The organism is Paraburkholderia sp. GW821-FHT02A12 (assembly GCF_059422005.1).
Genome location: NZ_JBWKWA010000001.1, coordinates 380,414 through 392,443, shown reverse-complemented (window position 1 = coordinate 392,443; position 12,030 = coordinate 380,414). Strand labels below are relative to the sequence as shown.

The following is a 12,030-nucleotide window of genomic DNA, read 5'->3' as shown; positions in this document are numbered from 1 at the left end:
CGAAGCTGGTTGCGGACCGTGTAGGGTTCAGTCCAGAGGCCAGGTTTCGCGGCTCACTGCTCTTACCGCCTGTGCCGACTCGAGCGCCAGCGCATCCTGCGCGCGTTGACGGCACAGCTGATAATCGAGATTGCGCACCCGCGCCTTGATGCCCGGCACCGACACCGGATCCACCGAAAGTTCGGTCACGCCGAGGCCGACCAGCAGCGGCATCGCAAGCGGATCGCCCGCCAGTGCGCCGCAGACGCCGACCCATTTGCCATGCTTGCCGGCGCCCTGCACGGTTGCCGCGATCAGCCTCAGCACCGCCGGATGCAAGCCGTCGGCCTGCGCGGCGAGATCGGCCTGGCAGCGGTCCATGGCGAGCGTGTATTGCGTCAGATCGTTGGTGCCGATCGACAGGAAGTCCGCGTGTCGCGAGAGTTGATCGGCGAGCAAGGCCGCCGACGGCACTTCGATCATCACGCCGACTTCGATCGGCTCGGTACGGCCCAACTCGCGGGCGAAGTCGTCGATACGTTTGCGCAGGCGGATCAGCTCGCCGACATCGGTCACCATCGGCAGCAGGATGCGCACGGCGCCGAACGGCTTGACCGACAGCAGACCGCGCAACTGGTCGTCGAGCAGGTCCGGGCGCACTTGTGCGAGGCGGATGCCGCGCAGGCCGAGCGCCGGATTCGGTTCGGGCGGCAGCGTCAGGTAATCGACTTCCTTGTCCGCGCCGACGTCGAGCGTGCGAATGATCGCGGTGCGGCCATTCAATGCGTCGACGATTGCCTGGTAGCTCTGACGATGTTCGTCGGTGGTCGGCGCCTGCGCGCGGTGGATGAACAGCAGTTCGGTACGCAGCAGGCCGACGGAATCGGCGCCGTTGTCGACTGCGGTTTTCGCGTCGTCGAGCGTGGCGATGTTGGCGGCGACTTCGATCGCGCGGCCGTCGGAAGTGACGGCAGCCTGTTGCGAAGTGCGGCGGTTCGCTTCACGCACGCCGGCGAGGCGGTTGCGCTCGAGACGCGCACGTTCGACGTCGAGTTCGGTCGGCGCGAATTCCAGGCGGCCATTGGTGGCGTTCACCACCACTTGCGTGCCCTCGGGAATCGCGTGCAACGCATCGCCGACTGCGACCAGCGCGGGGATGCCCGCTTGACGCGCGAGAATCGCCGCATGCGAAGTCGCGCCGCCGCGCGCCATCACCAGCGCGGTGACGCGCGAGCGATCCAGCGAGGACAGATCCGACGGCGTGAATTCCTCCGCCGCCAGGATGGCTTCTTCCGGCAACGTGCGCGCTGCGGCGTTCGTATAGCCCAGCGCACGCAGGACGCGCTTTTCGATGTCGCGCAGGTCGGCGGCACGCTCGGCGAGCAACGCGTCTTCGATATTTGTCAGGATGCCGATCTGTGCGCGGATCGTGTCACGCCATGCGAAGCCGGCGCTCTTGCCCAGGCTGATCAGATCGCGCGCGGCATCGAGCAAGGTGGGGTCCTCGAGCAGCACGCGATGCACCGCGAAAATACCCGCTTCGCCGACCGCGCCGCGTTGCGACGCGTCGCGCACGGTGGTGCCCAGCTCGGCATCGACGGTGGCGATCGCCTTATCGAGCAGACGGCTTTCCGCCGCCGATGTGCCCTTCGCTTGTTCCGGCGGATCGATATCCGCGTCGTCCCAACGCACCAGCTTGCCGACCGCGACGCCCGGCGCCGCGCACACGCCCGCGAGCGTATTCGGCGCGAGCGGTTCGCCCACAGCGTGCGCGACGGGTTGCGGCGCCGGCGAGATTTGGCGTGCGGGCTGTTCCTCGACTTCGCCCTGCGCTTCACGCGTCAGTTCGCGGGCGATTGCTTCGACAGCCTCGGCCGCTTGCGGGCCGACGCCGAGCAACTCGACGGTCGCGCCCTCACCCGCACCCAGACCGAGCAGACCGACCACGCTCCCGATCGCCGCCTTGCGTCCTTCATAGCGCACTTCGACGCGCGCATCGAAACCGCGCGCCGCTTCACGAGCACGCGCGGCCGGCCGCGCGTGCAAACCGCCGGCGTGGAGCAGCGTGATCTGCTGACGCGCTTCTTCGGTGACGTGGGTCGCCTCACGCGATGCCTGCGCGGCCGCACCGGCGCGAGCGCGCAGGACCAGCAGCGGCGTTTCTCCTGCTTTGAGCATGCCGCTTTCGACACGCTCGACAATCTCGAACGCCTCCGAATTGGCGATCGCGATCACCGACACGAGACTCGGCGCATTCAGCGCGACCTGGTCCTGATCGAATTCGATCAACACATCGCCGGCGCGCACGTGAGCGCCTTGCGCGACCATCGGCGCAAAACCCTTGCCGTTCAGCTTGACCGTATCGATACCGATATGCAGCAAAATCTCCGCGCCTTCGGCGGTGGCCAGCGTCACGGCGTGACCGGTACGCGCGAGATGGGTGACGGTGCCGTCGTATGGCGCGACGAGCCGGCCCTCGAGCGGATCGACGCCGATGCCGTCGCCGAACATCCCACCCGAGAACACTGGGTCGGGTACGTTCGCCAGCAGCACGACCGGACCGGTCATCGGCGCGAGCAAAACAATATGGCCTTCAGAATGGCTCATCAAGCGGGACTCCTCGACACGTCGCATCTGATTTCTCGATCAGTGAGTTTCGGTGACTTTGTTGAGATGGCGCGGCGCATCGGGATTGCGCCCGCGCGCGGCGGCAAGGCCGGCGGCCATCACATAAAAGGACAGGATCGCGGCGATCGGGTCGAGCGCCGCATGAGCGGTGGCGGCAAGCGGCAAGCTTGCTTCGGGCACGTCGTCCGGAGCGGCCAGCAGCACGCGGGCGCCGCGCGCCCGCATGTCGCGCGCGAGTTGCAGCAAGCCGGCCTGCTCCGGTCCGCGCGGTGCGAAGACCAGCAGCGGATAGTCGCGGTCGATCAGTTCCATCGGACCATGCCGCACTTCCGCGCTCGAAAACGCTTCCGCCTGGATGCCGGAGGTTTCCTTCAATTTCAGCGCGGCTTCCTGCGCGATCGCGAGACCCAGGCCGCGGCCGATCACGATCATGCGTTCGATGTCGCGCAATTCGTCGATCGCTTTCGGCCAGTCGAGTTTGCCGGCCGCGTGCAACGCATCGGGCAAGGTGCGCAGCGCGCCGAGCAGCGCTTCGTCGCGCTGCCAGTGCGCGACGAGTTGCGCGGAAATCGACAGCATCGCGATGTAGCTCTTGGTGGCCGCGACGCTCAGCTCAGGACCGGCGACGAGCGGCAGATGCCACTCGCACGCATCGGCCAACGGCGAGCTAGGCGCATTCACCGCGGCCACGGTCAACGCACCGGCATTGCGCAGCGCTTCCATCGTGCCGACCAGATCGGGACTCTTGCCTGACTGGGAAAACGCCAGCGCGAGCTGACCGCGCACCTGCAGCGGCGCTTGCTGGAGTGTCGCGACCGACATCGGCAGCGAAGCGACCGGCACACCGATACGGCTCATCGTCAGGCTTGCGAAGTAACTCGCCGCGTGGTCCGAACTGCCGCGCGCGATCGTCAGCGCGACATGGCGCGGCTCATCCGCGAGCGCGGCCGCCAATGCCTCGACGCGCGAGGTATCCGTGAGTTGCGCGGCGACCGTTTCGGCGGACGCCAGCGCTTCGTTAAGCATATTCGACAATCGATTCTCCTTCGACGTAAGTCGCGCTCAACGCCAGTTCGCGGTCGAATACGACCACATCGGCCCACGCGCCGCGCACGATGCGGCCACGGTCTTCGACGCCGAGGTAGTCGGCGGCATAGCGCGACAAACGGTTCGACACATCGGCGATCGGCAAGCCGATCGACACAAGATTGCGCAGCGCCTGATCCATCGTCAGGGTGCTGCCGGCGAGTGTGCCGTCGGCGAGACGCACGCCGCCGAGACACTTCGTCACGTGCTGGCTGCCGAGGCGGTATTCGCCGTCCGGCATGCCGGTGGCCGAGGTGCTGTCCGTGACGACGTACAGACGCGGAATCGCGCGCAACGCAGCGCGGATCGCCCCCGGATGGACGTGCAGCAAATCGGGAATGATTTCGGCGAACTCGGCGTGCGCGAGCGCCGCACCGACGAGGCCGGGATTACGGTGATGCAGCGGCGACATCGCGTTGAACAGATGCGTGAAGCCGCAGGCGCCGTGTTTCAGTGCGGCGACCGCGTCGTCGTACGTGCCGAGCGAATGGCCGAGCTGCACGCGCACACCACGCGCCGCCATCTCGGAGATGATCTCCATGTGGCCGGCGATTTCCGGCGCCAGCGTGACCACGCGAATCGGCGCGATCGACAGATACTTCAGCACTTCGTCCATCACCGCCGAAACGGCTGCGTCCGGTTGCGCGCCAAGCTTGCCGGGATTGATGTAAGGCCCTTCAAGATGCACGCCGAGCACGCGCGAACCGCCCGGCGTGCGGAGCCGCGCCACGTCGCCGAGGCCGGCGACCACGCGCATCAACTCGTCGCGCGGCGCGGTCATGGTGGTGGCGAGCAGGCTGGTCGTGCCGTAGCGCGCGTGCGTGCGGGTAATGGTTTCGATCGCATCGCCGTCTTCCATCACGTCGGCGCCGCCGCCGCCGTGCACGTGCAGATCGATGAAGCCAGGCAGGATGTACGGCGCGTCGTTCGTCGACGGATCGACGCGTTCGCCGGTCAGCGCCGTGATGCGGCCGTTTTCGTATTCGAGCGTGCCGTGAATCCACCCATCGGTGGTGAGTATGTTTCCGGTCAGCATGAGTCTCTCTGGTGAGGCGTAATGCAGGTTGTGACTGAATCGCGCTGTCTGGCGCCGCACATGGCGGCTGGCCGCGCGGACCGCTCAGGTGCGCAATTCAGGGGCGCAAATCATGTGCGCAATTCAGCGACAAAATCGTAGTAATCGTCGCGGCAATAGGTGTCGGTCAGTTCGATCGCTCGCTGTTCGGCGCTATAGCCGATACGGGTAATGACCAGCAACGCCGAACGCGGTTCGATGTCCATCAGCGCGGCGATCTCGCTCGATGCGTTGACCGCGCGAAAGTGCTGCAACGCGCGCACGACGGCGGCACCGCGTTGTTCGAGATAGCTGTAAAGCGACACGCCGATCGCCAGCGGGTCGGGCACGACGGCCACCGGCAACGCGGAATGTTCGACCGCCATCACGATGCCGTCCGCACGCCGCAGACGCCGCAGACTCGCCACCGCCGTGCCGGGCGACAGGCCGAGGTGCACCAGCTCGTCACGGTTGGCGGCGCGGATATCGCGCTCGAGCCACACCGAATCCGGCCGGAAACCGCGTTGCTGCATTTTCTTCGTGAAGCCGGTGAGCCGCGACAGCGGGTCTTCGACGCGCGGCGTGATGAAGCTGCCCGCGCCGCGTGCACGCCGGATCAGCCCTTGTTCGACCAGCAGTTCGATCGCCTTGCGCGCGGTGATGCGCGACACGCCGATCGCATCCGACAGCGTGCGCTCCGAAGGCAGTGCTTCACCCGCCGACCACACGCCGCAGTGGATCGCCGTCGCCAGATTGCGCGCGAGCTGCAAATAAAGCGGCGTGACGTTGCGGGCGTCAGGCATCAGTGCGGACCAGCGAGTTTCCATGGGGCTCCGGCGGTCGTCTTGAAGAGTGCGGCCTACGAAAATGAGAGCCCATTATATAACCAACATAATACCAGTCAATCGATTGGTCCCATGCTGGTTCGTATCCGCGGAAAGCCTTGCCGGTACGGCGTTAGAAGGCGGTTAAGGGGCTTTGGAACGCGGGTTTCGGGGATCAGGATTTACCCGTATTCGCAATAGCGGAAAGCGTCGGAGCGGTTCGCACTGGTTCTTGTCCCAAATGCCAGAAATCCCTGGGAATCGATACCTTTCTGATACCAGTTTGACGCGCCCCCCCTTGCCGCAGCGACTTTTTTAATGGCAAGCGTTCCAATATAGTGCTGTGTACCAAGCCAGTAAAAATTCCCGGGGAGCCGCATTTGACAGATTCCGAGGCGCTGCGGCGTGCTCAGGCCGTCCGCCATTTCAATCGCTTCTACACGCAGCACATTGGTGCGCTGCACGAGCATTTGCAAAAGAGCGCCTTCTCGCTGACGGAAGTGCGCGTACTGCACGAGCTATCCCGCGGACGTGCCCAGACCGCCTCGGTGCTGGGGCGCAATCTCGGACTCGACAGCGGTTATCTGAGCCGCCTTCTGACCAGCTTCGAACGACGCAACCTGATTACCCGACGACCGTCCGACACGGACGCGCGCCAGTCGCTGATCGCCCTCACCGAGGGCGGTCACGCCGCGTATGCACCGCTCGATACGGCGGCCATCGAGGAGGTCTCGGCGGTGCTGAACGGCCTCAGCACGCTCTCCCAGGAGCAGCTGATCGCGGCGATGAAGCTGATCGAGCGGCTGCTCGACGGCGGGCCAAAACACGAACTCGTGATCCTGCGCCAGCCGCGCGCGGGCGAGTGCGGCTGGCTCGTGCATCGTCAGGCGCAGTGGTTCGCCGCGGAATACGGCTGGGACCAATCGTTCGAAGGCTTGCTTGCGCGCGTCGTCGCAGATTATTCGCAACGTCAGGATCCGCTGCGCGAGATGTGCTGGATCGCCGACCAGGATGGCATGGTGATCGGCTCGGTGTGCATCGTCGGCGTGTCGACGACGGTAGCGGCCGTGCGGCTCCTGTGGGTCGAGCCGGACGTGCAGCGTCTGGGCGTCGGCACGCAACTGATGAACGAAGGCGTGCGGTTCGCGAGGCGCGCGGGTTACACCAAGCTCACGCTGACCACCGCGAGTACGCTCAAGGAACCACGGCGGCTATGCGAGCGCGCCGGTTTTCAGCTGGCAGGCACGAGCGCGGAGCGGCGTTTCGGCAAGGATCTGACGATCGAGCGATGGGAGTTGGCGTTGTAGCCTCGGGCTCGCCGGGGCGCAACCGCACGGACGCAAGACGGTTCGGACGAAAAAAACGCCACAGTTTCCCGTGGCGTTTTTACTTTGCGGTACCGGTTGCGCGCAGTTGCTTAGAACGACGGCACCACCGAACCCTTGAACTGCGTCTTGATGAACTGACGCACGTCTTCCGACTGGTAGGCCGCGACCAGCTTCCTGACCCACGGCTTGTCCTTGTCCTGCGCGCGCACGGCGATCAGGTTCGCGTACGGGCTGCGGATGTCTTCGAGCGCGATCGCGTCCTTGGTCGGCTGCAGACCGGCGGCCAAAGCGAAGTTCGTGTTGATCGCCGCGGCATCGACGTCCGACAGCGAGCGCGGCAGTTGCGCGGCGTCGAGTTCGACCAGCTTGATCTTCTTCGGATTGTCCTCGACATCCAGCGCCGTTGCGTTATTGCCGTTGGTGCCCGCGCCGGCCTTCAGCTTGAGCACGCCTTGCGCCTGCAACAGCAGCAGCGCGCGATTCTCGTTCGACGGATCGTTCGGCACCGCGACCTTCGCGCCCTGCGGCAGGTCCTTCAGCGACTTCAGCTTCTTCGAATAGATGCCGAGCGGCGAGATGTACGTGAGGCCGGCGTTGACGATCTTGTAGCCGCGCTGCTTGATCTGGCTGTCGAGGTACGGCTGATGCTGGAAGCTGTTGGCGTCGAGATCGCCCGCGTCGAGTGCGGCGTTCGGCTGCACATAGTCGTTGAACTCGACGACCTTCACGTTCAGGCCTTCGCGCTTCGCGACCTTGGTGACGACTTCCCAGATTTGCGCATCCGGGCCGCCGATGGTGCCGACCTTGACGGCCTTGTCGTCGGCATGCGCGCCGAAGCTGGTGACGATCGCCGCGCCGGCGACCACTGCGGAGAGGGCTTTGAGGATGTTTCTGCGCTGCATGTGATTCTCGCGTTCTTCTGATCGATGTCAGATTCGGGTGGAAGCCGGCGGCGAGCGCCTTATGGACGCGCCGCCAACTGGACCGCAAATGGTCTCATACGTCTGGCGAGATGGGAAATATCACAATCGCATATGGTTATGCACTGCATCGGCGCGGGCGGCATTCGCTGCGCTGCGACTGCCGCCGATCGCTGCGTCACGCAACGGCGCCGTTCACGCGGAACTCGCTCACCGTGTCACGCAGACGCCCCGCCTGATCCTGCAACGAAACCGCCGCAGCCGCAGCCTGCTCGACCAGCGCCGCATTCTGCTGCGTCACTTCATCCATCTGCGTGACCGCGCGGCCGACCTGCGAAATGCCGCTGCTCTGCTCTTCCGACGCCGCGGCGATCTCGCCCATGATGTCGGTCACGCGCTGCACCGCCGTGCACACGCGTTGAGCCCGCGCAACAAATCGTCCGCTGGTCGATAATTGAAGGCCATTGGCCGCGAGCACAGGCGGCCAGATCAATCGCTCACGAGGCCGCTCATGTACGTCATCAATCTCATCTACACCGCACCGCTCGAGCGCATCGACGACGCGCTGGAAGCACACCGCGCGTTTCTGACCAAACAGTTCGAAGCAGGCGTGTTCGTGGCCGCCGGCCCGAAGGTGCCGCGCGACGGCGGCATCATTCTGGCGGTGCGCATCGAGCGCGATAAGCTAGATGAGATTCTCGCCAGTGATCCGTTCGCCGAGCAGAACCTCGCACGCTACGAGGTGACGGAGTTCAAGGCGACGCGGCTGGCGCCGGGGGTGAATTTGCCGATTCCGGCTTGAGGGTTACTGCGGAAGAATTTGAAAACGGGCGCGCGGCTGATGCGCGCGCCCGGGTGCATCAGCCGCGCGTCAAAGTATCAATCCAGCAGCAGCTTGATATCGTGCACCCAAGGCGTCGCGCCCTGGCCGTCGCGCGCGAATAGCCGCAGCTTGCCGTCCGGGTCGAACACATAGCTCGCTGCGGTGTGATCCATCGTGTAGCTGTCGGCGGTCTTGCCCGGTACCTTCGCGTAATAGACGCGGAAATCTTTCGTGACCTTGGTGAGTTGCGCCTGGTCGGCCGGACGCAAACCGACGAACGTCGGATTGAACGCCGGCACGTACTGCGCCAGCAAAGCCGGCGTGTCGCGCTCCGGATCGACGGTGACGAACAGCACCTGCACGCGTTTCGCGTCCTCGGGGCCGAGTTGCTGGAGCGCTTGCGAGAGCTCGGCCATCGTGGTCGGACAAACGTCCGGGCAATGCGTGTAGCCAAAGAACAGCACCACGACTTTGCCCTTGTAATCCGCCATCGTGCGGATTTTGCCGGCCGTGTCGGGCAGCGAGAAGTTGCCGGCGAATTGCGTGTTGCCGGTGATATCGACATTCTGGAACGCCGGCTGCTGCTTGCCGCAGCCGGCCACCAGCAGCGCGCCGCCGAGCGCACAGGCAATCACGGCAGCACGCGCGCTACGCGCGAGGCGGTCTTTGAGCATGGTGTTACGCGCCGATCACGACGCGCGCATAGTGGTCGATCAACAGCGCGGCGAACAGCAGCGACAGATACACGATCGAGTAACGGAAGGTTTTGCGCGCCAGGTCGTCGGAATATTCCCGATAGATCTTCCACGCGTAGGCAAGGAACACGGCGCCCAACAGCACCGCCGACACGAGATACACCACGCCGCTCATGCCGGAGATGAACGGCATCATCGTGACTGCGAACAGGATCACGGTGTACAGCAGAATATGCAGCCGCGTGTACTTCTCGCCGTGCGTGTTCGGCAGCATCGGCAGGCCGGCGTTTTCGTAGTCTTTGCGGCGATACAGCGCGAGCGCCCAGAAATGCGGCGGCGTCCACACGAAGATGATCAGCACGAGAATCCACGCGTCGCCCGGCACGTGACCGGTGACCGCGGCCCAGCCGAGCGCCGGCGGCATCGCGCCTGACGCGCCGCCGATCACGATGTTCTGCGGCGTGGCCGGCTTGAGCAATAGCGTGTAGATGACCGCATAGCCGACGAAAGTGGCGAGCGTCAGCCACATGGTGAGCGGATTGGCGAACGTGTAGAGCGTCCACATGCCAAGTCCGCCGAGCACAGCCGAAAACAGCAGGATCTGCGGGGTCGTGATCTCGCCGCGCGCGGATGGACGCCACGAGGTACGGCGCATCTTCGCGTCGATTTTCTGTTCGACGAGGCAATTGATGGCGAACGCCGCACCGGCCAGCAGCCAGATGCCGACGGTGCCGCCGATCAGCACGGTCCACGGCACCATGCCGGGGGTCGAAAGAAACATGCCGATCACGGCGCAGAACACCGCAAGCTGCGTGACGCGCGGCTTGGTCAGGGCGATGTACTGGGAGACCCGGCTGCCGGGCGTTTGGGAGAGTGTTGTGCTGTCCATGTGGGGTCACGCTGGCGCGGCATCGCGCGCAGGCAACACGGCGCGGCCGGGACGGCTATAAGCGATCCGAAAGTTTAACATAACGAGCAGAAGCAGCAGGATCGCGGCCCCACCGTTATGGGCGACAGCAACGGGCAACGGCCATTGCAGGACGATGTTCGACAGCCCGGTGACGAACTGGACCAACACCACCAGCAGCACGCCGTTCGCCGGCCGCCGCAGCGACTCGAAACGGCGCAGCTTCAGCGCGAACCAGACCAGATAGGCGACCACCACAAGCGCGAACGTGCGATGGGTCCAGTGGATCGCCACCAGCGCGTCCTGTGTGATCATGTCGCCGTCGCCGGTCATGCCGAGCGCGCGCCACAGGTGGAAGCCGTGCGCGAAGTCCATCGGCGGGACCCATTGGCCGTTGCAGGTCGGGAAATCCGTGCAGGCGAGAACCGCGTAGTTCGTGCTGACCCAGCCGCCCAGCGCAATCTGCGCGACCAGCAGAATCAGCCCGCCAATCGCTGCCGCACGCCAGCGCGCGGCTTCAGGCTCATAAGCAGGCAGCGGTGTCTGCCGGGCGGCCAGCCAGCCGAGTGTGCCGAGCAGCGCGAGACCGAGCAGCAGGTGCGTCGTCACGATGACCGGTTGCAGCTTCATGGTCACCGTCCACGCGCCGAACGCGCCCTGCACGAGGATCAGCAGCAACAGCGAGGTCGGCCACCACGGCGACACATGCAACGGACGGCGCTTGATGCGAGCCGTCCACGCAATGACGGTCTGCGCGATGATCAGCACGCCGATCGCCATCGCGAAGTAACGGTGGATCATCTCGATCCAGGCTTTGGTCATGCTGACCGGCCCGGTGGGCATCGCCTGATGCGCGGCGGTAATCGCGGCGTGCGCGATGAACGGCGACGAGGTGCCATAGCAGCCCGGCCAGTCCGGGCAGCCGAGGCCGGAATCGGTGAGGCGCGTGAAGCCGCCGAACATCACCAGGTCCAGCGTCAGGAAAGTGGTGAGCCAGACCAGCTTGCGGAATTTGTTGTCGTCGGCCTTGACCCATACGTAGGACAGCGGCAACAACGCAATACACAAGCCGATCAGGGCCAGTTGCAGTACAAACATCGTTCTTACCCTGGTTGCGGCATCAGCCGATGCTCGACCATTTGAGCAGCTTCGTCACGTCGCCCTTGATCTTGCTGGGATTCGGATCTTTCGGGAAACGCATCATCAGGTTGCCGTTCGGATCGACCATGTAGAGGTGGTCGGTGAGCCTGGTGCCGTTGTCGGTGGGCAGCCAGGCTGACACCTGCGCCGGGTCGGCGACCAGCATGGCGGTGTCAGGGTAGGCCTTTTGTATCACGTCGGCGACCTTGCCTGCATCGGTGCGCAGCCACACCTCGACGACGCGCTCGCGTTCCGGGCCTTGAGCTGCGCGGATTTGTCGCATGAAGTACAGCTTGGTGGCGCAGGCCTTGTCGCACGCGCTGCTGTCGACCGAGATCAGCAGCCAGCGGCCACGCAATGAAGCGAGCTTGACCGGCTTGCCGTCTTCGCCTGTCACGACGAGCGATTCGGGAATCGGCCGCTGCGGTTCGACCAGCGTGCCGTAGCTCGTGCTGCCGCCGGCCGGCTTGATCACGTAGTACGTGAAATACGACACGACGATCGGCGCGGCGCAGATGATCGCCAACAGCAGCAGAGTCCAGCGGCCACGCCGCCACGATCCCTGACCGTTCGGCTGGCCGGGCATCACTTTGGGTGCGGCGGATTTGCCGGCTTGCGGCGAACGGGGAGATTGCGTCGACACTAC

At 65.0% G+C, this 12,030-nt stretch carries 11 protein-coding genes and 1 pseudogene; 2 read left to right on the top strand and 10 right to left on the bottom strand.

Annotated features, from left to right (window positions below; genetic code table 11):
* Positions 1-27: 27 nt before the first annotated feature.
* The 4 genes from ptsP to AC07WT_RS01815 form a co-directional block, all read right to left on the bottom strand.
* Complete coding sequence (ptsP, locus tag AC07WT_RS01830) at positions 28-2,613, bottom strand: phosphoenolpyruvate--protein phosphotransferase (protein ID WP_494945843.1); 2,586 nt, start codon at positions 2,611-2,613, stop codon at positions 28-30.
* Between the two features lie 12 nt (positions 2,614-2,625).
* Complete coding sequence (locus AC07WT_RS01825) at positions 2,626-3,633, bottom strand: SIS domain-containing protein (protein ID WP_492591975.1); 1,008 nt, start codon at positions 3,631-3,633, stop codon at positions 2,626-2,628.
* Complete coding sequence (gene nagA, locus AC07WT_RS01820) at positions 3,626-4,729, bottom strand: N-acetylglucosamine-6-phosphate deacetylase (RefSeq protein WP_494945842.1); 1,104 nt, start codon at positions 4,727-4,729, stop codon at positions 3,626-3,628. The genes AC07WT_RS01825 and nagA overlap by 8 nt, the downstream gene beginning before the upstream one ends.
* 110 nt (positions 4,730-4,839) lie before the next feature.
* On the bottom strand, positions 4,840-5,574 hold the full coding sequence (locus tag AC07WT_RS01815) for a GntR family transcriptional regulator (RefSeq protein WP_494945841.1): 735 nt from the start codon (positions 5,572-5,574) through the stop codon (positions 4,840-4,842).
* Positions 5,575-5,951: 377 nt separating this feature from the next.
* Between AC07WT_RS01815 and AC07WT_RS01810 the strand changes: the two genes are divergently transcribed.
* Positions 5,952-6,878 carry a bifunctional helix-turn-helix transcriptional regulator/GNAT family N-acetyltransferase gene (locus tag AC07WT_RS01810; protein WP_494945840.1) on the top strand — a complete coding sequence of 309 codons (927 nt, stop codon included), beginning with the start codon at positions 5,952-5,954 and terminating at the stop codon, positions 6,876-6,878.
* Between the two features lie 110 nt (positions 6,879-6,988).
* Here the strand turns inward: AC07WT_RS01810 and AC07WT_RS01805 are convergent, their stop codons facing one another.
* Together AC07WT_RS01805 and AC07WT_RS01800 are read right to left on the bottom strand one after the other, a co-directional pair.
* Positions 6,989-7,801 (bottom strand): MetQ/NlpA family ABC transporter substrate-binding protein, encoded by an 813-nt coding sequence (locus AC07WT_RS01805; protein ID WP_492591910.1) that lies wholly within the window; start codon positions 7,799-7,801, stop codon positions 6,989-6,991.
* Between the two features lie 196 nt (positions 7,802-7,997).
* Positions 7,998-8,234, bottom strand: a pseudogene (locus AC07WT_RS01800) (hypothetical protein); the annotation flags it as partial.
* A gap of 96 nt (positions 8,235-8,330) precedes the next feature.
* Between AC07WT_RS01800 and AC07WT_RS01795 the strand changes: the two are divergent.
* A complete protein-coding gene (locus tag AC07WT_RS01795) occupies positions 8,331-8,621 on the top strand; it encodes a YciI family protein (RefSeq protein WP_494945839.1) in 291 nt (96 codons plus the stop codon).
* A gap of 77 nt (positions 8,622-8,698) precedes the next feature.
* Here the strand turns inward: AC07WT_RS01795 and AC07WT_RS01790 are convergent, their stop codons facing one another.
* Genes AC07WT_RS01790 through AC07WT_RS01775 form a run of 4 tightly spaced genes read right to left on the bottom strand, consistent with a single transcriptional unit; the run spans position 8,699 to position 12,027 of the window.
* Positions 8,699-9,316 (bottom strand): SCO family protein, encoded by a 618-nt coding sequence (locus AC07WT_RS01790; protein WP_494945838.1) that lies wholly within the window; start codon positions 9,314-9,316, stop codon positions 8,699-8,701.
* A 4-nt stretch (positions 9,317-9,320) separates the two neighbouring features.
* On the bottom strand, positions 9,321-10,226 hold the full coding sequence (gene cyoE, locus AC07WT_RS01785) for a heme o synthase (protein ID WP_494945837.1): 906 nt from the start codon (positions 10,224-10,226) through the stop codon (positions 9,321-9,323).
* 6 nt (positions 10,227-10,232) lie between these two features.
* Positions 10,233-11,342, bottom strand: coding sequence for a COX15/CtaA family protein (locus AC07WT_RS01780; RefSeq protein WP_494945836.1), 1,110 nt, complete (start codon positions 11,340-11,342; stop codon positions 10,233-10,235).
* 22 nt (positions 11,343-11,364) lie between these two features.
* Complete coding sequence (locus tag AC07WT_RS01775; protein ID WP_494945835.1) at positions 11,365-12,027, bottom strand: SCO family protein; 663 nt, start codon at positions 12,025-12,027, stop codon at positions 11,365-11,367.
* Positions 12,028-12,030 lie beyond the last annotated feature (3 nt).